The sequence below is a fragment of the Kitasatospora sp. NPDC059577 genome (assembly GCF_042735475.1).
Lineage (GTDB): Bacteria > Actinomycetota > Actinomycetes > Streptomycetales > Streptomycetaceae > Kitasatospora.
Genome location: NZ_JBHWBZ010000014.1, coordinates 23,582 through 45,561, shown reverse-complemented (window position 1 = coordinate 45,561; position 21,980 = coordinate 23,582). Strand labels below are relative to the sequence as shown.

The window sequence follows — 21,980 nt, the reverse complement described above, 5'->3', positions numbered from 1 at the left end:
GCGCGCGGGGCCCCGCTCCCCCCCCTCCGCGCGCTCGACCCCGCGCGGGGGCGCGCCCCCGCGCAAAAGCGGTCGCGCGTAGTGCGCGACCGAACACAGCTCGACGTCGGTTGTCGGTGGCGCCAGGAATCAGCGCTCGTCGTCGTCGGCCGTGGCCGTGGCCGTGGTGCTGGTGAGACGGCCGCTCTCGTCCTGTATCTCCACGGCGATCTTCTTGAGCTCGGGCTCGAACTTCCGGCCGTGGTGGGCGCAGAAGAGCAGCTCTCCGCCGCTGGCGAGTACGACGCGCAGGTAGGCCTGGGCGCCGCAGCGGTCGCAGCGGTCAGCCGCGGTGAGCGGGCTCGCAGGTGTCAGAACAGTAGTCACGTCGCCTCTTCTCTAGCTCGACGAGCTGTCGTACCAGGGTCAACATCCAACCAGGCCGAAAACGTTCCCGCTCGTGGCTTTTCTTCTCTGAGGATTCTGCTGTCGTTGATGAGGACGTGCCCCGGGTGCCGGTGGTTCATGCGTGCCGAAATCCCGGGATCCGCCCGTCGCTCGAACGTCCGATCGGGATCGGGTTCGAGGTCCGCGTAGCATAATCCTCTGCCGGGTTGGAGCATAAGCCCCGTCCCGGGCCCCGGTAGCCTGCATAACGGCAGTTCCGGAGCCTGTACCGGGCCCCACGGACCGCCAGGACCGGTGGTACCGGGAGGAGATGGCGCCCCCGGTGCCCACGCCCGGACGCGGTCCTTGTTCGCGCAGCGCGTACAAGCTGCGCGGGGCCGGGCCGGCGTGCTGCGTACCCGGCGGAGGGGTGTGGGCACGCAGAGCGACGAATGTCGGTGCGGCGTGCTGCACTGGCGTTTGGTCCGGATCCGTCCGGATGTGACCGATGAGACAGAACTTCACCGAGGAGAGTGCCGCGTGAGTGCCGAAACGACCGTGCCGTCCGCGCTGCTGGCCGGCGACGACGGTTCCAACTACACCGCGCGGCACCTGCTCGTCCTGGAGGGGCTGGAGGCCGTCCGCAAGCGCCCCGGCATGTACATCGGCTCGACCGACAGCCGCGGCCTGATGCACTGCCTCTGGGAGATCATCGACAACTCCGTCGACGAGGCGCTCGGCGGCTACTGCGACCGCATCGACGTCGTGCTGCACCCCGACTCCTCGGTCGAGGTCCGCGACAACGGCCGCGGCATCCCGGTCGACGTCGAGCCCAAGACCGGGCTCTCCGGCGTCGAGGTCGTGATGACCAAGCTGCACGCCGGCGGCAAGTTCGGCGGCGGCTCCTACGCGGCCTCCGGTGGTCTGCACGGCGTCGGCGCCTCCGTCGTCAACGCGCTCTCCGCCCGGCTGGACGTCGAGGTCGACCGCGGCGGCCACACCCACGCGATCAGCTTCCGCCGCGGCACCCCCGGCATGTTCACCGAGACCAGTCCGGACGCGCCCTTCGAGCCGGCCAACGGTCTGACCAAGGCCCGCAAGGTGCCCAAGACCCGCACCGGCACCCGGATCCGCTACTGGGCCGACCGGCAGATCTTCCTCAAGGACGCCAAGCTCTCCCTGGAGACGCTGCACAGCCGCGCCCGGCAGACGGCCTTCCTCGTGCCCGGCCTGACCATCGTCGTGCGTGACGAGCGGCTCACCGAGAGCGAGCAGGTCGACGAGTCGGTCTTCCGCTACGACGGCGGCATCGCCGAGTTCTGCGAGTTCCTGGCCCCCGACAAGCCGGTCTGCGACGTGCTGCGGCTGCGCGGCGAGGGCACCTTCAAGGAGACCGTGCCGGTCCTGGACGAGCTCGGCCACATGACCCCCACGGAGGTCACCCGCACCCTCGGCGTGGACATCGCGCTGCGCTGGGGCGCCGGTTATGACACCACCCTGCGCTCCTTCGTCAACATCATCGCCACCCCCAAGGGCGGCACCCACGTCACCGGCTTCGAGCGCTCGCTGGCCAAGACCGTCAACGAGGCGCTGCGGGCGGGCAAGCTGCTGCGCGTCGCCGAGGACGACGTCACCAAGGACGACGCCACCGAGGGCCTCACCGCGGTGGTCACCGTCCGGCTCGCCGAGCCGCAGTTCGAGGGCCAGACCAAGGAGGTGCTCGGCACCTCGGCGGCCAACCGGATCGTCGCCGCCGTCGTCGCCAAGGAGCTCAAGGCCTTCCTCACCTCGGCCAAGAAGGACGAGAAGCTCCAGGCCCGGGCCGTGCTGGAGAAGGTCGTCGCGGCCGCCCGCACCCGGGTCGCCGCCCGCCAGCACAAGGAGGCCCAGCGCCGCAAGACCGCGCTGGAGACCAGCTCGCTGCCCGCCAAGCTGGCCGACTGCCGTAGCGACGACGTCGAGCGCAGCGAACTGTTCATCGTCGAGGGCGACTCCGCGCTCGGCACCGCCAAGCTGGCCCGCAACTCCGAGTTCCAGGCGCTGCTGCCGATCCGCGGCAAGATCCTCAACGTGCAGAAGGCCTCGGTGAGCGACATGCTCAAGAACGCCGAGTGCGCCGCGATCATCCAGGTGATAGGGGCCGGTTCGGGCCGCACCTTCGACATCGACCAGGCCCGCTACGGCCGCGTCATCTTCATGGCCGACGCCGACGTCGACGGCTCGCACATCCGCACCCTGCTGCTGACCCTCTTCCACCGCTACATGCGGCCGATGGTCGCGCAGGGCCGGGTCTTCGCCGCCGTGCCGCCGCTGCACCGGATCGAGCTCACCAACCCCAAGCGCGGCCAGGAGAAGTACCACTACACCTACTCCGACGCCGAACTGCGCTCCACCCTGCTGGAGTTCCAGCGCAAGGGGCTGCGCTGGAAGGACCCGGTGCAGCGTTACAAGGGTCTCGGCGAGATGGACGCCGACCAGCTGGCCGAGACCACCATGGACCCGCGTCACCGCACGCTGCGCCGGATCAACCTGGGCGACCTGGAGCAGGCCGAGCGGATCTTCGACCTGCTGATGGGCAACGACGTCGCCCCGCGCAAGGAGTTCATCGTGGACTCGGCGGCGACCCTGGACCGCTCGCGCATCGACGCCTGACGCACCCCGTCCGGCCGGGCCCTCCACCCACGGGTGGAGGGCTCGGCCGGTTCCGTTCCACCCGAGGTCCACCCCGGCTCCGATCAGCGGGAACGGCCCGGTCCGTAGCGTCGGAGGGGTCAGCAGAAACCCTTCCGTCGGGACGGAGAAGCTCCCATGAACGAGCGCAACGAGCGGGTCGTCGAGAGGCGCGTGCGGGCGGGCGCCCCTGCCGAGTGCGGCGAGGTGACGGCATGAACGCCTTCACCGACGTCCTCGTGGTCGCCGCGGTGGTGGTCCTGGTGGTCCAGCGCCAGATGCGCGTCCAACGCCTGGACTCCGAGCGCCGGTTCTGGCTGCTGCCGCTGATCCTGGGCGTGCTCGCGCTGCGGGACCCGCAGATCATCGACCACCACCACACCGGGCTCTCGGCGGCCCTGCTGGCCGCCGGGCTGCTGACGGTACTCGCGATGGGATCGGTCTGGGGCTGGACCGTCCGGCTCTGGCGGGACGCCGACGGCTCCGTCCTGGCCAAGGGCACCAAGGCCACCATGGCCGCCTGGGGTGGGATGATCGCCGTCCGGATCGGCCTGTACGGGATCGGATCGGCGCTGCACGTCCACCAGTCCGGCAGCGCGCTGATGCTCGGCATGGCGGTCATGCTGCTGGTCCGCTCGCTCGTGGTGAACTGGAGGGCCCGGATGCTGGAGCCCGCGGAGCGGACCGCCGTAGCGCGGTGACCCGTCGGCGCGTCGACCGTGACCGCCGGTACACCGCAGTGATCCCGCAGGTGGGCCCCGAGCCGCCGTGAGCACCGAGGAGGCACCCGTGGCCGGGTGGTACTGGACCCGCTGGCCGTCCCGCGAGGGGCTGGAACGCGAGGCGGAGAGCCGACCGCGGCGGACCCTGACGGTGCTCGGCCGGGTCGTGATGCTGACCGCCGTGTGCTGGGGGACGTTCTCCGGGGGCAGGTACGCCGGCTGGTCGCTGGTGGCCGCGGTGGTCGGGCTGGCCGCCTCCGTCGTCATCGGCGCCGGCTTCCTGCGCGCCTCCCGGGAGCAGCGCCCGGCGCCCGCGTTCGCCTTCGCCGCCGCCCTGTTCGCGGCCGGCTGGCTGGCCCACCGGGGGCAGGCCCCCACGCTCGGCGACGTCCTGTGGTGCGGGCTGGCCGTGCTCTCGCTGGTCCGGCTGCCGCTCGCCCCCGCCGTGGTCGTCGCGGGGGCCGCGATGGGTTCGTACGCGGCGGTCAACCCGGCGGACTGGTTGGGCGTCGGCGCCACCGTGGTCGGGATCGGTCTGCTCGGCTACCTGCTGCGGCTGGACGTCGAGGCGCGCGGCACCGCGCGCCGGCTGCTCGAACAGGAGCGGGCCGCCCGGGCCGCCGAGGCGGAGAGCGCGGCGCTCGCCGAACGGGCCCGGATCGCCCGGGAGATCCACGACGTGCTCGCCCACAGCCTGTCCGCGCAGCTCGTCCACCTGGAGGCGGCCCGGCTGATGCTGGAGCGCGACACCGACCGCGAGCAGATCCGTGAACGGGTCGTCGCCGCACGGCGGATGGCGCAGGACGGCCTGGCCGAGACCCGGCAGGCGCTGTCCGCGCTGCGCGGCGAGTTCACCCCGGTCGGGGACTTCCTGGTCGAGCTGACCGGCCGGGAGCGGGCCGCCCTCGCCGTCGTCGGCACCCCGCGCCCGCTCGCCGCCGAGTGCGCCCTCGCGGTGCGGCGCACCGCGCAGGAGGCGCTGACCAACGTGCGCAAGCACGCGCCCGGTACCCGCTGCTCCGTCGAACTGCGCTACCTGGAGGGGGCGGTGGAGCTGGAGGTGCGCAACACCCGCCCACCGCGCGGCCAGTCGGCGGACGGGCCGTCGCCGGCGGAGCTGGCCGGCAGCGGCAGCGGGTACGGTCTGCTGGGGATGCGCGAACGCGCGGAACTGCTCGACGGCACGCTGACGGCGGGCCCGGAGGACGGAGGGTGGCGCGTGCTGCTGCGGGTGCCGGCATGACGGCGGCGGTCACCAGGGTGCTGGTGGCGGACGACCAGACGGTGGTGCGCGAGGGCATCGTGATGCTGCTGGGGCTGCTGCCCGGCATCGAGGTGGTCGGTGCGGCGGGCGACGGGGAGGAGGCCGTCGCCCTGGTGGAGCGGCATCACCCGGACGTGGTGCTGATGGACCTGCGGATGCCGCGCTGCGACGGCGTCGAGGCGACCCGGCGGATCCGGGCGGCCCACCCGGAGACCGAGGTCGTGGTCCTCACCACCTACGCCGACGACGACTCGCTGTTCCCGGCGTTGCAGGCGGGGGCCCGCGGGTACCTCACCAAGGACGCCGGTGGCGAGGAGATCGCCCGGGCCATCGCGGACGTCCGCGCGGGCGCGGCCGGACTCTCCCCGCAGGTCCAACTCCGTTTGCTGGAAAGGCTTTCGGAGCGGCCGGACCGGGTCGTGCCGTCGGTCGAACGACGTGCCGCCCGGCCGGGGGAGCTGCCCGACGGGCTGACCGCCCGGGAGGCGGAGGTGCTGGCACTGATCGCGGAGGGCCTCTCCAACGCCGAGATCGCCCAGCGGCTGTTCGTCAGCCAGGCCACGGTGAAGACGCACATCAACAACCTGTTCGCCAAGACCGCGGTGCGGGACCGGGCGCAGGCGGTCGCATACGCGTTCCGGCACGGAATCACCGGTACGCAGCAGTAGTCGGATGAGCGCCTGTCTGATGATCGATCACCTCATCGAGTGAACGTATCTGCGATGGTCCGAGAGGCTGTCCGGCGGCCCCCATGATGGTTCGGGTCAGGACGTCCGGCCGTTCAGGAGCAGCAGTGCCACAACAGCAGACGAGCAGTCCCGGGCAGGGACAGCGATTCGACTGGTGGGCCGCTCCGGCCGCCACCACCTCCTCCGGCGCCGCGGTCGGTGAGCCCCCGGACGCCCCGCCGGGCGTCCGCTCGGACCTCCCGTCCGAACCCGCTGCGCCGCACGGCCGAACGGCCGTACCGGCGCAGCCCTCCCCGGCCCGTACGGCCTCCACCGTCGCGGAGCAGCCGGCCCCGGCCGAGCCCGCGGCCGTCGCCGCGGCCGTCCCGGAGGCCACCGACAGCACCGAGGTCTACCGGGCCGTCCAGGCCGGAGCGGCCTTCCAGGACATCCGCCGCAGCTACCGGTCGTTCGTCTTCCCGGTCACCGGCGCCTTCCTCGGCTGGTACCTGATGTACGTCGCCGCCCAGGCCGCCGCCCCGGACCTGATGCGCACCCGGGTGGCCGGTCCGCTCAACGTCGCCTGGCTGCTCGGCCTGCTGCAGTTCGCCTCCACCTTCCTGCTCACCTGGCTCTACGCCCGCAACGCCCGGACCAAGCGCGACCGCGCCGCCCTGGGCCTGCGCTGGGACACCCAGGACCAACTGCGATGACGAGCGTGATGACCACCCTGATGACCGGCGCGGTGAAGAACACGGTGACGACCGTGCTGACGACCGCCACCCCGCCCCCCGTCGCCCCCACCGGTGACCACCACTCGCTCGCGATCGCGCTGTTCGCCGTCGTCGTCCTGGTCACCCTGGGCATCACCCTGTGGGTCGGCCGCCAGGGCAACGCGGCCGAGGACTTCTACGCCGGCGGCCGCGACTTCACCCCGCTGCAGAACGGCTTCGCGCTCTCCGGCGACTACCTCTCCGCCGCCTCCTTCCTCGGCGTCGCCGGGCTGATCGCCCTGTACGGCTACGACGGGGTGATGTACAGCATCGGCTTCCTGGTCGCCTGGCTGGTCGTGCTGATGCTGGTTGCCGAACTCGTCCGCAACGCCGGCCGGTACACCCTCGCCGACGTGCTCGCGCTGCGACTGCGCCGCCGCAAGGTGCGGGCCGCGGCCGGCGGCGCCAGCGTCGTCGTCACCCTGCTCTACCTGGTCGCCCAGATGGTGGGTGCCGGCTCGCTGGTCGCCCTGCTGCTCGGCACCGGCAGTCCGCACGCCCGGACCTGGACGATCATCGCGGTCGGCACCCTGATGATCGTCTACGTCACGATCGGCGGGATGCGGGCCACCACCTGGATCCAGATCGTCAAGGCCTTCCTGCTCACCGCAGGTTCGGTGCTGCTCACCGTGCTGCTGGTGGTCCGCTTCCACGGCGACCTCGGCGAGCTGATGCGCCAGGCGGCGCAGCACAGCGGCGCCGGGCACCGCTACCTGGAACCGGGCCTGAAGTACGGCCACGGCTTCACCAGCCGGCTGGACTTCTTCAGCCTCGGCCTCGCCCTGGTGCTCGGCACCGCCGGCCTGCCGCACATCCTGTCCCGCTTCTACACCGTGCCCACCGCGCGGGCCGCGCGCCGTTCCACGATGTGGGCGATCGGCCTGGTCGGCGGCTTCTACCTGATGGCCATCGTGCTCGGCCTCGGCGCCACCGCGCTGGTCGGCTCGGCCGAGGTGCGGCACGCCAACTCGGCGGGGAACACCGCCGTGCCGCTGCTCGCCCTGGTCCTCGGCGGCGGAAACGGCAGCACCGGAGGGGTGGTGCTGTTCGCGCTGATCTCGGCGATCGCCTTCGCCACCATCCTCGCCGTGGTCGCCGGGCTGACCCTGGCCTCCTCGGCGGCCTTCGCCCACGACATCTGGGCCGGGGCCTGGCGCAACCGGCCGCGGCGGGGACGCGGACGGGCACTGCGCGACCGGGCAGCGGGCGGCCGGGGACGCCGCCGTCGGACCGAAGCCGTCCCGGCGTCCCGGTCGGAGGAGGGCGTCACGGCCTCCCGGGCGGCCGAGGACCCCGGGCCCGGGGCCGGCGAGCAGCAGGAGGTGGTCGTGGCCCGGTTCGCGGCGGGCGGGATCGGCGCGGCGGCGATCGTGATCAGCCTCTACGCCCAGCAGCTGAACGTGGCCTTCCTGGTCGGCCTGGCCTTCGCCGTCGCCGCCTCATCCAACCTGCCCGTCCTGCTGTACAGCCTGTTCTGGTCGCGGTTCACCGCCCGCGGCGCGGTCTGGTCGGTGTACGGCGGGCTGGTCCCGGCGATCGTGCTGGTGTTCTTCTCCCCGGTGGTCTCCGGCACCAAGGTGGCGCTGTTCCCCGGCGTCGACTTCCACTGGTTCCCGTTGGAGAACCCCGGCATCGTCTCCATCCCGCTCGGCTTCCTGGCGGGCTGGATCGGGACGGTCACCTCGTCCGAGCCGGCCGACGCCGACCGCTTCGCCGAGCTGGAGGTCCGTGCCCTCACCGGTGCGGGCGCGGCCTGAGCCGTCGAGCCCGGGGAACCCCGGCGGGCCTGGGGCCGCCGGGGTTCGCCGTGTCCGCGCCGTCCTCGGCCAGGGCCCGTCCCCGAGCCCGCGTCCACAGGGCCGGCGGTTCGAAGACGGGCCTTACGCCCGGGCCGCGAGCCCGTAGCGGTGTTCCGGCCGGCCGGTGTCGCCGTAGCGCAGGGTCAGCCGCAGCCGGCTGTCCCGCTCCAGCTGCTTGAGGTAGCGCTGCGCCGTGGAGCGGCTCAGCCCGGTGGCGTCCGCGACCTCCTGGGCGGACAGCGGCCGGCCCGCCCGGCGCAGCACGCCCATCACCAGGTCGGTGGTCGGCGCCGAGTGGCCCTTGGGCAGCGTTCCGGCCGGGGCGGCGGCGCTGCGCAGGGTGGCGAACAGCCGGTCCACCTCGTCCTGGCCGGCTTCCCGGGCCGGTGCGGCCAGCGCGTGCCGCAGCTGCGCGTACGCCGTCAGCTTGTCCCGCAGCCCGGCGAAGGTGAACGGTTTGACCAGGTACTGCAGCGCGCCGTGCTGCATCGCGGCGTGCACCGTCGACACGTCCCGGGCGGCGGTCACCATCATCACGTCGCAGGCCACCTGGCGTTCCCGCAGCCGGCGCACCAGGGCCAGCCCGGTCTCGTCGGGCAGGTGGTGGTCGAGCAGCAGCAGGTCCACCGGTCGACGCTCCAGCGCGGCCAGCGCCTCCCCGGCCGAGTGCGCGGTGCCGGTGACCCGGAAGCCCGGCACCCTGGCCACGTACGCGGCGTGCACGTCGGCGACCCGGAAGTCGTCGTCCACCACGAGTACGTCGATCATCACGCCTCCACGAGCCGGTCGGTGAGCAGGGCCTCGGGCAGTTCGACCGTGAACCGGGCGCCGCCCACCGGCCCGGTGTCGAGCACGATCCGGCCGCCGGTCCGCTCGACCAGCCGCCGCACCATCGCCAGCCCCAGCCCGCGCGGACGGTGCGCGGGTGCGTCCTTGCTGGTCCACCCCTCCTCGAAGACCTGCTCGCGCAGCTCCTCCGGCACGCCGGGGCCGCTGTCCGCGACCTGCAGCAGCAGGGTGGAGCCGGCCGCCGCCAGGCTCACCTCCACCCGGCCGCCCCCGTCCGGCGCCACCGCGTCCACTGCGTTGTCGACCAGGTTTCCGAGCACCGTCACGAGCGCCCGCGCGTCCACCACCACGTCCGGCAGGTGCGCCGCCGGAGCCAGCACCAGCCGGACCCCGCGCTCGCCGGCCACCGCCGTCTTGCCCGCCAGCAGCGCCGCGACGTGCGGGTCCTGCACCTGCTCGGCGATCCGGGCGGCGACCACGGCGTGCGAGCCGGACTGCTCCGAGATGAACGCCACCGCCTGTTCGTGGCGGCCCAGCTCCAGCAGGCCCAGCAGGGTGTGCATCCGGTTGGCGTGTTCGTGGTCCTGGGCGCGCAGGGCCTCGGTCAGGCTGCGGGTGGTGTCCAGCTCGCGGACCAGCGACTCCAGCTCGGTGCGGTCGCGCAGCGTGACCACCGCCCCGCCGGCGGGCCCGCCCGGGGCGGTCGCCATCCGGTTCACCACGAGCACCCGGTCGTCCCGGACGGCCGGCAGGTCGGCGCCGGTGATCCGCCCGGTCAGCACGTCGGCCAGCCGACCCGGCGGCAGCACGTCGGCGATCGGGCGGCCGGTGCAGTCCTCGGGCAGGCCGAGCAGCCGGACCGCCTCGTCGTTGGCCAGCCGGATCCGGTCGTGCTCGTCCAGCGCGACCATGCCCTCGCGGATGCCGTGCAGCATCGCCTCCCGCTCCACCAGCAGCGCGGAGATGTCGGCCAGTGCGATGTTGTGGGTGCGGCGCTTGAGCCGGCGGGCCAGGGCCAGCGTGGCGACCGTACCGGCGGTCAGGCCGGCGCCCGCGCACAGCAGGATCCCGGTGAGCATCGACAGCAGCCGGCGGCGGATCGAGTCGTCGCTGATGCCCACCGACACCTCGCCGACGATCCGGCCGTCCGACATCCGCAGCGGCACCTTGCCGCGTGCGGTGCGGCCCAGCGTGCCCTGCTGGATCGCGGTGACGCTGCGGCCGCCCAGCGCCGGCTCCGGGTCGGTGCTGACCCGCTGGCCGATCCGGCCCGGGTCGGTGTGCGAGAGCCGGATCCCGTCCAGGTCGGTGACCACCACGAAGCTGGCGCCGGTGGCCAGGCGGATCTGCTCGGCGTTGCGCTGCGCGGTCACCACGTCGCGGGTGTCGGCGGCCCGGGCGATCGCCTCGTCGGTGGCGGTGGCCTGGGCGATCGACAGCGCGCGCTGCATCGCGTCGTGGTCCAGCTCGCTGCTGACGGGGGCCAGGAACAGTCCGGCGGTCACGGCGGTGACACCGACGGTGACGACGGTCTGGCTCAGCAGCAGCTGTGCGAAGACCCGGCGGGGCCAGTGGGGGAGCTTCATCCGGGCCTCCTCTCGGCGGCTTCGGGCGGTTCTGCGGGGGTGGGGGCATTCCGCGAGGGGCGGAGCGTTCCGAGCGGGGTGGTTCCGAGGGGGATGGTTCCGAGGGGGATGGTTCCGAGCGGGGGTAGGGCGTTCCGCGGGGGTGGGGGTCGGGACACCCTACGTTTCCGGCGTGTTTCTGTCAGCCGCGCCCCCGCAGTTGTAGCGGAAGCAAAACGAGCAGAACACCCCTCAACGCGGAGAACCCGCAGTACGCGGAGAAGGCTCCCGCCGGGGCCGGGGCCGCTCCTACCTTTCCGGGGCAAGCACTGACCCGGGAGGAACGAATGAGCAAGACCCCGGCGATCGAGCTGACCGGCGCCACCAAACGGTTCCGCACCCCGTCCGGGGCGCTGCACACCGCCGTCCGTGATCTCGATCTGACCGTCGCCCAGGGCGAGTTCGTCGCCGTTGTCGGGCCCACCGGCTGCGGCAAGTCGACCACGCTGACACTGGTCAGCGGCCTGGAGGAGCCCACCGAGGGCGAGGTCCGGGTGGACGGCGAGCCCGTCACCGGGATCGACCCGAAGGTCGGGTTCGTCTTCCAGCAGGACGCCGTCTTCCCCTGGCGCACCGTCCTGTCCAACGTGATGGCCGGCCCGCGCTTTCGCGGCGTGCCCGCCGCCGAGGCCAGGGAGCGGGCCCGGGACTGGCTGGGCCGGGTCGGCCTCGCCGCCTTCGAGGACCGCTACCCGCACCAGCTGTCCGGCGGCATGCGCAAGCGCGTCGCGCTCGCCCAGACCTTCGTCAACGACCCGACGATCCTGCTGATGGACGAGCCGTTCTCGGCACTGGACGTGCAGACCCGCGCCCTCATGTCGGACCAGCTGCTGGAGCTGTGGGCCGGGACGGGCTCGTCGGTCGTCTTCGTCACCCACGACCTGGACGAGGCCATCGCGCTCGCCGACCGGGTCGTCGTCATGACCGCCGGACCGGCCACCGTCAAGGAGGTCTTCACCGTCGACCTGCCACGACCGCGCACCGTGGAGGCCGTCCGGCTGGAACCCAGGTTCGTCGAGCTGTACCGCGAGATCTGGGCTTCGCTCGGCGAAGAGGTGCGCATCACCCGGGAGAGAGGAGCGGGTCGTGCCGCTTGAGTCCGTATCCGCCGTCGCCGGGAAGCCCCCGGTCGTCACCACGAGGACCGAGGCCCGTGAACGGGCCGCCCGCAACCGGAAGTTGGGCGTCTACGGCGCCCGGGTCGCGGTCCTGGTCGCCTTCCTCGGGCTGTGGGAGGTCTGCGCCCGGACGAACGTCGTCGACCCGTTCAACTTCTCGCAGCCGTCGAAGATCTGGGACCAGATCTGGCAGTGGATCACCCACGGCACCGCCCAGGGTTCGCTCGGCGAGCAGATCGGCTACACCCTCTACGAGGCCCTCACCGGCTGGGTGATCGGTGTCATCGGTGGTGTGCTGCTGGGCATCGCGCTCGGCCGGATCCGCTTCCTGGCCGACGTGTTCGGGCCGTACATCAAGGTGCTCAACGCCATCCCGCGCATCGTGCTCGCGCCGATCTTCCTGATCTGGTTCGGCCTCGGCCCGGCCTCCAAGGTCGCCTCCGCCGTGGTGCTGGTGTTCTTCCCGGTGTTCTTCAACGCCTTCCAGGGCGCCCGCGAGGTGGACCGCAACCTCGTCGCCAACGCCCGCATCCTGGGCGCCGACAACCGCAGGGTCACCCTCCAGGTGGTCATTCCCGCCGCCACCACCTGGATCTTCACCAGCCTGCACGTCAGCTTCGGCTTCGCGCTGATCGGCGCCATCGTCGGCGAGTACATCGGCGCCACCAAGGGCCTCGGCCTGCTGGTCGCGGCCGCCCAGGGCACCTTCAACGCGGCCGGCGTGTACGCCGCCATGACCATCCTCGCCGTCGTCGCGCTGCTCACCGAGGGCCTGCTGACCTTCGCCGAGAAGAAGCTGTTCCGCTGGAAGCCCGCCGACGCGGGCGACGGCCGCTGACACCCCTGCCTGAGAAGAAGAGAGAGGCACCCCCACCCATGCGCCCGAACTCCACCGGCAGAGCCGCTGCCGCCGCCCTCGCCGCCGCCCTGCTCGTCCCGCTCTCCGCCTGCGCCAACGACGCCGCCACCGCCGGGCACGGGGCGGTCGCCGCCCCGGCCGGGCAGCAGGTCGACGGACCCAAGGTCAAGATCATGGTCGGCGGCCTGGACAAGGTCATCTACCTGCCCGCGATGCTCGCCCAGCGGCTCGGCGCCTTCGCCGAGGCCGGCGTCAACGTCGAGCTGATGACCGAGCCTGCCGGCGTCAACGCCACCACCGCCCTGCTCGCCGGGGACGTCCAGGGCGCCGTCGGCTTCTACGACCACACCATCGACCTGCAGGCCAAGGGCAAGAACGTCGAGTCCGTGGTGCAGTTCGCCCAGGCGCCCGGGGAGGTCGAGGTGGTCTCCACCAAGCAGGCCGACGCCGTCAGGTCCGGCGCCGACTTCAAGGGCAAGAAGCTCGGCGTCACCAGCCTCGGCTCCTCCACCGACTTCCTCACCAAGTACCTCGCGGTCAAGAACGGCACCGCCGTCAGCGAGTTCAGCCCGATCGCGGTCGGCGCCGGCCAGACCTTCATCGCCGCGCTCCAGCAGGGCAGCATCGACGCCGGGATGACCACGGACCCCACCGTCGCCACCATCCTGGACAAGGGCCTCGGCAAGGTCCTCTACGACATGCGCACCCCCGAGGGCTCGCGCCAGGCGCTCGGCGGGCTGTACCCGTCGTCCTCGCTGTACATGAACGCCGACTGGGTGGAGAAGAACAAGGACACCACCCAGAAGCTCGCCAACGCCTTCGTGAAGACCCTCAAGTGGATGTCCACCCACACCCCCGAGGAGATCGCCGCGAAGATGCCCGCCGACTACGCGCAGGGCGGCGCCGAGCAGTACGCGGCGGCGATCAAGGCGACGCTGCCCATGTTCACCACGGACGGCGTGATGCCGGCCGACGGGCCGAAGACGGTGCTCGCGGTGCTCGCGGCGTTCCACCCGGACGTCAAGGGCAAGGAGGGGTCGATCGACCTGTTCAGGACGTACACCACCGAGTTCGTCGGCAAGGCCACCGGCTGAGCCCGCCCCCGTGCCGCCGCGGTCCCGCGCTCACCCCCACGGGCGCGGGGCCGCCGCCGTCCGGACCCCCGCTCAGATCCCGCGCACCGACAGCACGTCCATGCGCGACGGCGTCCCCGCCGCCTTGCCGCAGCTCTCCGGGCGCGGCGGCTCGCTCGCCGACTCGATCACGTCCACCTCCCAGGCCCGGCCGTCCCGGTGCAGCACCGTCACCAGCCAGCGGCCCCCGCCGTCCGGCCGCTGGGTGAGCGTCAGCGCGTCCACCCCGGTCTCGCCGGTCGCCAGCCGCACCGCGTGCTCCGCCGCCTGACCCGGACGCTCCCAGCCCGAGCAGCCCCGCGACCACTCCGGCACCACGTGCCCGGCCGCCGTCGCCGCCAGCACCTCCTTGGCGCTCTCCGCCGTCAGCCGCCCGTACGCGTAGCCGTGCGGCAGCACCAGCATCGTGGGGGAGAAGCGGTGCCCGCCCAGGTGGGTCACCTCCCACACCTCGCTGTGCCCGGCCGCCGCGAGCTCTGCCGCGAGCGGCCGGCCCAGCAGTGCGCAGCAGCGGTCCCGCCGCCCGTTGGTGCACACCAGCGCCACCGGGCCGCCGACGTGCTCCGCACCGAAGCCCGTGTGGTCGCCGGCACCCAGCGCCGCGAAGTCCAGGCCCAGCAGCTCCGCCGGGTCCGCCACCTGCGTCCGGCGCACCCAGCCGCGGCCCGGCACCGTGTGCGCCACGACCACCTCGTGCCGCGCCGTCGGCAGGCAGTCCGCGTGCCGACCCGGCCGCCGGACCAGCGCCACCCGCACACCCGTCCCGGCCGCGGCCTCCTCCAGGGCCCGCCCGACCGCCGTGTCCAGGTGGCTCTCGCGCAGCGCCTTCGCACCCCACGGCCCGTTCTGCTCCACCAGCAGCCAGGTGCTCGCCACCGCCGCCGTCGCGGCCAGCGGTTCCGAAAGTTCACGCGACAGCGTCGCACAGGTGCTCACCCGGGCAAGGCTACCCTCACCTGCCGGCGCGGTCGCCGAACCGGGGACGGCCGGGACCGGTGCGGGGAGGCCCGGGGCCGGGGCGGGGGAGGCCCCGTCGTGGCGGAGCCCGTGACGGCGCGGGTCCGGGAACGGCGGAGGGAGGGACGCCCGGGAACGCCCCTCCCTCCGCCGCGGCCGGCCGTTACGCCGGGCCGGCGACCACGTCGACCCGGGCGGTGACCGGCGTGCCGGACCCGTCGCGGCGCGGGTCACGGTCGGGCAGGTCGACCGGGACGCCCTTGGCGGTGGCGGCGCGGGCCGGCGCGGCACCCGCCCAGGCGAAGGCCAGGGCGTCCTCGCCGCGCAGGAAGCGCTGGCAGCGGACGCCGCCGGTGGCGCGGCCCTTGCGCGGGTACTGCTCGAACGGGGTGACCTTCCAGGTCGTCTGCTCGCCGTCGGACAGCGTGCCGGAGGCCGTCGCGACCGAGACCACCACGGCGTCGGCGGCCGGGTCCACCGCCGTGAACGACAGCACCCGCGCCCCGTCGGAGAGCTTGATGCCGGCCATGCCACCGGCCGGACGGCCCTGCGGGCGGACCTGGCCCGCCGGGTAGCGCAGCAGCTGCGCGTCGGAGGCGATGAAGACCAGGTCCTCCTCACCGGTGCGCAGTTCGACCGCGCCGACCAGCTCGTCACCCTCCTTGAGGGCGATCACCTCGAACTCGTCCTTGTTCGCCGGCCACTCCGGCACCACCCGCTTCACCACGCCCTGCAGCGTGCCCAGCGCCAGCCCCGGCGAGGACTCGTCCAGCGTGGTCAGGGCCAGCGCCCGCTCCCCGGTCTCCAGGCGCAGGAACTCGCCCACCGCGGCCCCGCCCGCCAGGTTCGGAGACGGGGTCGGCGGCATCGCGGGCAGGTCGATCACCGGCAGCCGCAGCACCCGGCCCGCGGACGTCACGACGCCCACGTCGGCGCGCGCCGTCGCGTGCACCGCCGACACGATCACGTCGTGCTTCGACCGCTTCTCGGACAGCTCGAACGGCTCGCCGTCCGCCGTCCGCGCCAGCAGGCCGGTCGAGGACAGCAGCACCCGGCACGGGTCGTCCGCGACCTCCAGCGGCACCGCCAGCGCCGCCGACGGCGCCGCCCCCGCCTCCAGCAGGACCGTCCGCCGCTCCGTGCCGAACTGCTTCGCCACCGCGCCCAGTTCGGTCGACACCACGCTGCGCAGCTTGGTGTCCGACTCCAGGATCTCGGTCAGGTCCGCGATCTCCGAGTTGAGCTTCGCCTTCTCCTGCTCCAGCTCCACCCGGTCGAAGCGGGTGAGCCGGCGCAGCGGGGTGTCCAGGATGTACGCGGTCTGCGTGTCCGACAGCGAGAAGCGCTCCATCAGGCGCTCCTTCGCCTGCTGCGCGTTGTCGCTCGACCGGATGATCGCGATGACCTCGTCGATGTCGAGCAGCGCCACCAGCAGGCCCTCGACCAGGTGCAACCGCTCCTGGCGCTTGCGGCGGCGGAAGTCGCTGCGCCGGCGCACCACGGTGAAGCGGTGGTCGACGTAGACCTCCAGCAGCTCCTTCAGGCCCAGCGTCAGCGGCTGCCCGTCCACCAGCGCCACGTTGTTGATGCCGAAGGTCTCCTCCATCGGCGTCAGCTTGTAGAGCTGTTCGAGCAGAGCCTCCGGCACGAAGCCGTTCTTGACCTCGATCACCAGCCGCAGCCCGTGCTCGCGGTCGGTCAGGTCCTTGACGTCCGCGATGCCCTGCAGCTTCTTCGCGTTGACCAGGTCCTTGATCTTCGAGATGACCTTCTCCGGGCCGACGTTGTACGGCAGCTCGGTGACCACGATGCCCTTGCGACGGGCCGTCACCGCCTCCACCGTGCACGTCGCCCGGATCTTGAACGTGCCGCGGCCGGACTCGTAGGCGTCCCGGATCCCGGACAGGCCCACGATCCGCCCGCCGGTCGGCAGGTCCGGACCGGGGACGAACCGCATCAGCGTGTCCAGGTCCGCGGTCGGGTGCTTGATCAGGTGCCGGGCCGCCGCCACCACCTCGGACAGGTTGTGCGGCGGCATGTTGGTCGCCATGCCCACCGCGATGCCCGTCGCGCCGTTCACCAGCAGGTTCGGGAACGCGGCCGGCAGCGCCAGCGGCTCCTGCTCGCTGCCGTCGTAGTTCGGGCCGAAGTCGACGGTGTCCTCGTGGATCGACTCCACCATCGCCATCGACGCCGCGGTGAGCCGCGACTCGGTGTAGCGCATCGCGGCCGGCGGGTCGTCGTTGCCCAGCGAACCGAAGTTGCCGTGCCCGTCGATCAGCGGCAGCCGCATCGAGAACGGCTGGGCCATGCGCACCACGGAGTCGTAGATCGACGCGTCACCGTGCGGGTGCAGCCGGCCCATCACCTCGCCCACCAGGCGTGCGCACTTGACGTGCCCGCGCTCCGGGCGCAGGCCCATCTCGTTGGCCTGGTACAGGATCCGGCGGTGCACCGGCTTCAGACCGTCCCGCGCGTCGGGCAGCGCACGCGAGTAGATCACCGAGTAGGCGTACTCCAGGAAGGAGCCCTGCATCTCGTCCACGACGTCGACGTCGAGGATCCGCTCCTCGAAGTCTCCGGGCGGCGGGGTCTGCGAACTGCGGCGGGCCATCGCGGCGGGGCTCCCTTACGTGTCGCTGGCTGTGTCTCGGTGGGGCGGCGGTCGGTGCCGCCCCGCGCCGGACCCGTCAACCCGGCGTGGTCGACAGGGCGCGGCGCCCCCATTGTGGACCCTCGCGCGGACACTCCCGGTCAGCGGCCCTCTTCCGCCCCTGGCGAACGACCCCGTCCGCGCGGACACGAACACGGCTCCCGCACGTTGCACCACAATGGGGGACGCCACACGAACCCCCGACATCGACGACGGGAAGGACCCGAGCGCATGGCCAACCCGGCCCCCGCCTCCAGCCGAGGCATCGCCATCACCGAGCACCGCCTGGCCAACGGGCTGCGCGTCGTCCTCTCCGAGGACCACCTCACCCCGGTCGCCGCCGTCTGCCTCTGGTACGACGTGGGCTCCCGCCACGAGGTCAAGGGCCGCACCGGCCTCGCCCACCTCTTCGAGCACCTGATGTTCCAGGGCTCCGCCAACGTCTCCAACAACGGGCACTTCGAACTGGTCCAGGGTGCCGGCGGCTCGCTCAACGGCACCACCAGCTTCGAGCGCACCAACTACTTCGAGACCATGCCCGCCCACCAGCTGGAACTCGCCCTCTGGCTGGAGGCCGACCGGATGGGCTCGCTGCTCGCCGCGCTCGACGAGACGTCCATGGAGAACCAGCGCGACGTCGTCAAGAACGAGCGCCGCCAGCGCTACGACAACGTCCCGTACGGCACCGCCTTCGAGAAGCTCACCGCGCTCTCCTACCCCGACGGCCACCCGTACCACCACACGCCCATCGGCTCCATGGCCGACCTCGACGCGGCCACGCTGGAGGACGCCCGGACGTTCTTCCGCACCTACTACGCGCCCAACAACGCCGTCCTGTCCGTCGTCGGCGACATCGACCCCGAGCAGACCGTCGCCTGGGTCGAGAAGTACTTCGGCTCGATCCCCGCCCACGACGGCAAGCAGCCCCCGCGCTCCGGCGAGCTCCCGGACACCATCGGCCGCGAGATCCGCGAGGAGGTCCACGAGGACGTCCCCTCCCGCGCCCTGATGGCCGCCTACCGCCTCCCGCACGACGGCACCCGCGAGGCCGACGCGGCCGACCTCGCCCTCACCGTCCTCGGCAGCGGCGAGTCCAGCCGCCTCTACAACCGGCTCGTCCGCCGCGACCGCACCGCCGTCGCCGCCGGCTTCGGCCTGCTGCGCCTGGCCGGCGCCCCCAGCCTCGGCTGGCTCGACGTCAAGACCTCCGGCGACGCCACCCTCGCGCAGATCGACGCGGCCGTCGACGAGGAACTCGCCCGCTTCGCCGCCGAGGGCCCCACGCCCGAGGAACTGGAGCGCGCCCAGGCGCAGATCGAGCGCGAGTGGCTGGACCGGCTCACCACCGTCGCCGGCCGCGCCGACGAACTCTGCCGCTACGCCGTCCTGTTCGGCGACCCCAAGCTGCTCAACGACGCCCTCCCCAAGGTCCTCGACGTCACCGCCGAGGAGGTCCGGGCCGTCGCCGCGGCCCGGCTCCACCCCGACAACCGGGCCGTCCTCGCCTACGAGCCGACCGCCGCCGACACCGACGACGACTCCGACGCCGCTTCCGAAGAGGAGGGTGCCGCCGTATGAGCACCGACTACGTCCCCGCCATGACCTTCCACCCGCAGCCCCAGCCCGGCACCCCCGGCCCGTGGGCCTTCCCCGCCCCGGAGCGGGCCGCCCTCGGCAACGGCATCACCGTCCTGCACTGCCACCGGCCCGGCCAGCAGCTGGTCGCCGTCGAGGTCCTCCTCGACGTTCCGCTCGCCGCCGAGCCGGACGGCCTCGACGGCATCGCCGCGATCCTCGCCCGCGCCCTCAACGAGGGCACCGACACCCTCAGCGCTGAGGAGTTCGCCGGCGAGCTGGAGCGGGCCGGTGCCACTCTGGACGCGCACGCCGACCACCCGTGCATCCGGGTCTCCCTGGAGGTGCCCGCCTCCCGCCTGCAGCGCGGCCTGTCCCTGCTCGCCGACGCCCTGCGCGCGCCCGCGCTGCCCGAGGCCGAGATCGAGCGCCTGGTCGCCAACCGCCTGGACGAGATCGTCCACGAGCAGGCCAACCCCGCCCGGCGCGCCGCCAAGGCCCTCTACGCCCAGCTCTTCGACGCCGCCGACCGGCTCTCCCGGCCCCGCGCCGGTACCTCCGACACCGTCAAGTCGATCGACCGTGCCGCCGTCAAGGCCTTCTACGACGCCCACGTGCGCCCGGCGACCAGCACCGTCGTCGTGGTCGGCGACCTCACCGGCGTCGACCTGCCCGCCCTCCTGGAGGGCACCCTCGGCACCTGGACCGGCCCGGCTGCCGAAGCCTCCGTCCACGCCCCGGTCGCCGGTGACGACCACGGCCGCGTCGTCATCGTGGACCGCCCCGGGTCCGTCCAGACCCAGCTGCTGATCGGCCGGATCGGCCCCGACCGCCACGACCCGGTCTGGGCCGCGCAGACCCTCGGCACCTACTGCCTGGGCGGCACCCTCACCTCCCGACTGGACCGCGTCCTGCGCGAGGAGAAGGGCTACACCTACGGCGTCCGGGCCTTCGCCCAGCCGCTGCGCTCCGCCGCCGACGGCAGCGGGCGCTCGCTGATCGCCATCAGCGGCTCGGTGGACACCGCCTCCACCGCCCCGGCGCTCGCCGACACCTGGACCATCCTGCGCACCCTCGCCGCCGAGGGCCTCACCGACGCCGAGCGCGACGAGGCCGTGCAGTTCCTGGTCGGCGTGGCGCCCCTCAAGTACGAGACCGCGGGCTCGGTGGCCGGCACCCTGGCCGACCAGGTCGAGCAGTACCTGGCGGACGACTACCAGGCCGAGATCTACCGGCAGCTCGCCGAACTGTCCACCGCCGCCGCCACCGAGGCGGTCGTCGCGGCCTTCCCGCCGGACCGTCTGGTCACCGTCCTGGTCGGCGACGCGGCCGTGATCGCCGAGGACGTGCGGGCGCTCGGCATCGGCGAGGTCACCGTCGTCGGCTGACGGCCCCGGACCCTGTCGCACCGGCCCGGTGGAGCACCCGCTCCGCCGGGCCGGACGCGTTCCTAAATCCGTTGCGGGCCCGACCCGTTCCATGGATAGATGTTCCCCGACGCACAGCACGTGCGAACGCGGATCGGGACGAACGAAGGGAGGCGGTCACCATGCGGGTCGAGCAAGCCATACGACGACGCTCCCCGAGGCCGTACTCCCCCCGTGCCGCCGCCCCGGGCGCCTGAGCCCCCCTGAACTTCCCCGGGCCGCGCCGGGATCCTTTCGCGCGGCACCCCGTTTCCCGTGAACCACCCGACCCGTGGAGGTCGTTCGATCATGACGTACACCGAGGTACCCGGCGTCCGGGTCCCGATCCGGATGTGGACCGACCCGGCGACGGTCGAGGGCCAGGCCCTGCAGCAGCTGCGCAACATCAGCTCGCTGCCCTGGCTGCGCGGCCTCGCCGTGATGCCCGACGTGCACCTGGGCAAGGGCGCGACGGTGGGCTCCGTCATCGCGATGAAGGACGCGGTCTGCCCGGCGGCGGTCGGCGTCGACATCGGCTGCGGGATGAGCGCGGTGAAGACCTCGCTCACCGCCGACGACCTCCCGGACGACCTGTCGGGCCTGCGCTCCGAGATCGAGCGGACCATCCCGGTCGGCCGCGGCCTGCACGCCGACCCGGTCGACCCGGCGAAGCTGCAGGGCGTGAGCGCCGTCGGCTGGGACGACTTCTGGCGGCGCTTCGACGGCATCGCGGAGGAGGTCAAGTGGCGCCGCGAGCGGGCGATGCAGCAGATGGCGACGCTCGGCGGAGGTAATCACTTCATCGAACTGTGCGTCGATACGACCGGCGCGGTCTGGCTGATGCTGCACTCCGGTTCCCGCAACATCGGCAAGGAGCTGGCGGAGCACCACATGGGCGTCGCCCGCTCGCTGTCGCACAACCAGGGCCTGATCGACCAGGACCTCGCGGTCTTCCTCGCGAAGACCTCCGAGATGGCGGCCTACCGCCAGGACCTGTTCTGGGCGCAGGAGTACGCGAAGCACAACCGCGCCGTGATGATGGCGCTCTTCCAGGACGTCGTCCGGCGCGAGTTCGCCAAGGCGGAGGTCACCTTCGACGAGGTCATCAGCTGCCACCACAACTACGTGGCGGAGGAGCGGTACGACGGCGTCGACCTGCTGGTGACCCGCAAGGGTGCGATCCGGGCCGGCTCCGGGGACCTCGGGATCATCCCGGGTTCGATGGGGACGGGTTCCTACATCGTCCGCGGCCTGGGCAACGCGTCGTCCTTCAACTCCGCCTCGCACGGCGCGGGCCGCAAGATGAGCCGCAACGCGGCGAAGAAGCGGTTCACCACGCGGGACCTGGCCGAGCAGACCGCGGGCGTGGAGTGCCGCAAGGACAGCGGCGTGGTGGACGAGATCCCGGGCGCCTACAAGAACATCGAGAAGGTCATCGAGCAGCAGAAGGACCTCGTCGAGGTGGTCGCGCACCTCAAGCAGGTCGTCTGCGTCAAGGGCTGACCACAACGGATCGGGGTGCCGCCGGGGTGCGGCGGCCACCCCCTCCGGGGTTTGCGGGGCCGCAGGCCCCGGCGGGGGAGACGGGCGGGGCCAACAGGGA

17 protein-coding genes are annotated in these 21,980 nt (G+C 72.8%); 12 read left to right on the top strand and 5 right to left on the bottom strand.

The genetic code is table 11. The features are described 5' to 3' along the window. Positions 1 to 129: 129 nt before the first annotated feature. Positions 130 to 366: a hypothetical protein gene (locus ACFV0O_RS14420; RefSeq protein ID WP_380341013.1), complete on the bottom strand. Its 237-nt coding sequence runs from the start codon at positions 364 to 366 to the stop codon at positions 130 to 132. Between the two features lie 540 nt (positions 367 to 906). Here ACFV0O_RS14420 and ACFV0O_RS14415 point away from each other — a divergent pair. The 6 genes from ACFV0O_RS14415 (at position 907) to ACFV0O_RS14390 (ending at position 8,220) form a co-directional block, all read left to right on the top strand. Beyond that, positions 907 to 3,018 carry a type IIA DNA topoisomerase subunit B gene (locus tag ACFV0O_RS14415; RefSeq protein ID WP_380341010.1) on the top strand — a complete coding sequence of 704 codons (2,112 nt, stop codon included), beginning with the start codon at positions 907 to 909 and terminating at the stop codon, positions 3,016 to 3,018. 233 nt (positions 3,019 to 3,251) lie between these two features. Then, on the top strand, positions 3,252 to 3,737 hold the full coding sequence (locus tag ACFV0O_RS14410; RefSeq protein WP_380341007.1) for a DUF1453 domain-containing protein: 486 nt from the start codon (positions 3,252 to 3,254) through the stop codon (positions 3,735 to 3,737). Between the two features lie 67 nt (positions 3,738 to 3,804). Continuing rightward, a complete protein-coding gene (locus ACFV0O_RS14405) occupies positions 3,805 to 5,001 on the top strand; it encodes a sensor histidine kinase (RefSeq protein WP_380341004.1) in 1,197 nt (398 codons plus the stop codon). Beyond that, complete coding sequence (locus ACFV0O_RS14400) at positions 4,998 to 5,690, top strand: response regulator transcription factor (protein WP_360258328.1); 693 nt, start codon at positions 4,998 to 5,000, stop codon at positions 5,688 to 5,690. The genes ACFV0O_RS14405 and ACFV0O_RS14400 overlap by 4 nt, the downstream gene beginning before the upstream one ends. Before the next feature lie 125 nt (positions 5,691 to 5,815). Continuing rightward, positions 5,816 to 6,403 carry a DUF485 domain-containing protein gene (locus ACFV0O_RS14395; protein ID WP_380341000.1) on the top strand — a complete coding sequence of 196 codons (588 nt, stop codon included), beginning with the start codon at positions 5,816 to 5,818 and terminating at the stop codon, positions 6,401 to 6,403. After that, positions 6,400 to 8,220, top strand: a complete 1,821-nt coding sequence (locus ACFV0O_RS14390; protein ID WP_380340997.1) for a cation acetate symporter — start codon at positions 6,400 to 6,402, stop codon at positions 8,218 to 8,220. The genes ACFV0O_RS14395 and ACFV0O_RS14390 overlap by 4 nt, the downstream gene beginning before the upstream one ends. Positions 8,221 to 8,343: 123 nt before the next feature. Here ACFV0O_RS14390 and ACFV0O_RS14385 read toward each other — a convergent pair whose 3' ends face one another. Continuing rightward, positions 8,344 to 9,030, bottom strand: coding sequence for a response regulator (locus ACFV0O_RS14385; RefSeq protein ID WP_360258322.1), 687 nt, complete (start codon positions 9,028 to 9,030; stop codon positions 8,344 to 8,346). Then, positions 9,030 to 10,637 carry an ATP-binding protein gene (locus tag ACFV0O_RS14380; protein ID WP_380340993.1) on the bottom strand — a complete coding sequence of 536 codons (1,608 nt, stop codon included), beginning with the start codon at positions 10,635 to 10,637 and terminating at the stop codon, positions 9,030 to 9,032. The genes ACFV0O_RS14385 and ACFV0O_RS14380 overlap by 1 nt, the downstream gene beginning before the upstream one ends. Before the next feature lie 326 nt (positions 10,638 to 10,963). Here ACFV0O_RS14380 and ACFV0O_RS14375 point away from each other — a divergent pair, with 326 nt between their 5' ends. From ACFV0O_RS14375 to ACFV0O_RS14365, 3 genes are read left to right on the top strand one after another with little or no spacing between them, the layout of a single operon-like run. After that, a complete protein-coding gene (locus ACFV0O_RS14375; protein WP_380340990.1) occupies positions 10,964 to 11,773 on the top strand; it encodes an ABC transporter ATP-binding protein in 810 nt (269 codons plus the stop codon). Next, complete coding sequence (locus ACFV0O_RS14370) at positions 11,763 to 12,632, top strand: ABC transporter permease (protein WP_380340987.1); 870 nt, start codon at positions 11,763 to 11,765, stop codon at positions 12,630 to 12,632. The genes ACFV0O_RS14375 and ACFV0O_RS14370 overlap by 11 nt, the downstream gene beginning before the upstream one ends. Positions 12,633 to 12,670: 38 nt before the next feature. Beyond that, on the top strand, positions 12,671 to 13,747 hold the full coding sequence (locus ACFV0O_RS14365; RefSeq protein ID WP_380340984.1) for an ABC transporter substrate-binding protein: 1,077 nt from the start codon (positions 12,671 to 12,673) through the stop codon (positions 13,745 to 13,747). A gap of 72 nt (positions 13,748 to 13,819) precedes the next feature. Here ACFV0O_RS14365 and ACFV0O_RS14360 read toward each other — a convergent pair whose 3' ends face one another. Together ACFV0O_RS14360 and ACFV0O_RS14355 are read right to left on the bottom strand one after the other, a co-directional pair. Then, positions 13,820 to 14,722 carry a sucrase ferredoxin gene (locus tag ACFV0O_RS14360; RefSeq protein ID WP_380340981.1) on the bottom strand — a complete coding sequence of 301 codons (903 nt, stop codon included), beginning with the start codon at positions 14,720 to 14,722 and terminating at the stop codon, positions 13,820 to 13,822. A gap of 184 nt (positions 14,723 to 14,906) precedes the next feature. After that, positions 14,907 to 17,357, bottom strand: coding sequence for a DNA topoisomerase (ATP-hydrolyzing) subunit A (locus tag ACFV0O_RS14355; RefSeq protein ID WP_380340979.1), 2,451 nt, complete (start codon positions 17,355 to 17,357; stop codon positions 14,907 to 14,909). A gap of 270 nt (positions 17,358 to 17,627) precedes the next feature. Here ACFV0O_RS14355 and ACFV0O_RS14350 point away from each other — a divergent pair, with 270 nt between their 5' ends. The 3 genes from ACFV0O_RS14350 (at position 17,628) to ACFV0O_RS14340 (ending at position 21,880) form a co-directional block, all read left to right on the top strand. Continuing rightward, a complete protein-coding gene (locus ACFV0O_RS14350) occupies positions 17,628 to 18,974 on the top strand; it encodes a M16 family metallopeptidase (RefSeq protein ID WP_380340976.1) in 1,347 nt (448 codons plus the stop codon). Positions 18,975 to 18,994: 20 nt separating this feature from the next. After that, complete coding sequence (locus ACFV0O_RS14345; RefSeq protein WP_380341182.1) at positions 18,995 to 20,359, top strand: M16 family metallopeptidase; 1,365 nt, start codon at positions 18,995 to 18,997, stop codon at positions 20,357 to 20,359. A gap of 327 nt (positions 20,360 to 20,686) precedes the next feature. Then, the gene (locus ACFV0O_RS14340; protein WP_380340973.1) at positions 20,687 to 21,880 is read left to right on the top strand and encodes an RtcB family protein; all 1,194 of its coding nucleotides are present in this window, start codon (positions 20,687 to 20,689) and stop codon (positions 21,878 to 21,880) included. Positions 21,881 to 21,980: the final 100 nt, after the last annotated feature.

Bases quoted from the DNA above. Each gene is read 5' to 3' on its own strand.
- ACFV0O_RS14410 (WP_380341007.1), top strand. From the start codon at position 3,252: ATGAACGCCTTCACCGACGTCCTCGTGGTCGCCGCGGTGGTGGTCCTG.
- ACFV0O_RS14400 (WP_360258328.1), top strand. From the start codon at position 4,998: ATGACGGCGGCGGTCACCAGGGTGCTGGTGGCGGACGACCAGACGGTG.
- ACFV0O_RS14390 (WP_380340997.1), top strand. From the start codon at position 6,400: ATGACGAGCGTGATGACCACCCTGATGACCGGCGCGGTGAAGAACACG.
- ACFV0O_RS14385 (WP_360258322.1), bottom strand. From the start codon at position 9,030: ATGATCGACGTACTCGTGGTGGACGACGACTTCCGGGTCGCCGACGTG.
- ACFV0O_RS14380 (WP_380340993.1), bottom strand. From the start codon at position 10,637: ATGAAGCTCCCCCACTGGCCCCGCCGGGTCTTCGCACAGCTGCTGCTG.
- ACFV0O_RS14375 (WP_380340990.1), top strand. From the start codon at position 10,964: ATGAGCAAGACCCCGGCGATCGAGCTGACCGGCGCCACCAAACGGTTC.
- ACFV0O_RS14365 (WP_380340984.1), top strand. From the start codon at position 12,671: ATGCGCCCGAACTCCACCGGCAGAGCCGCTGCCGCCGCCCTCGCCGCC.
- ACFV0O_RS14355 (WP_380340979.1), bottom strand. From the start codon at position 17,357: ATGGCCCGCCGCAGTTCGCAGACCCCGCCGCCCGGAGACTTCGAGGAG.
- ACFV0O_RS14350 (WP_380340976.1), top strand. From the start codon at position 17,628: ATGGCCAACCCGGCCCCCGCCTCCAGCCGAGGCATCGCCATCACCGAG.
- ACFV0O_RS14345 (WP_380341182.1), top strand. From the start codon at position 18,995: ATGACCTTCCACCCGCAGCCCCAGCCCGGCACCCCCGGCCCGTGGGCC.
- ACFV0O_RS14340 (WP_380340973.1), top strand. From the start codon at position 20,687: ATGACGTACACCGAGGTACCCGGCGTCCGGGTCCCGATCCGGATGTGG.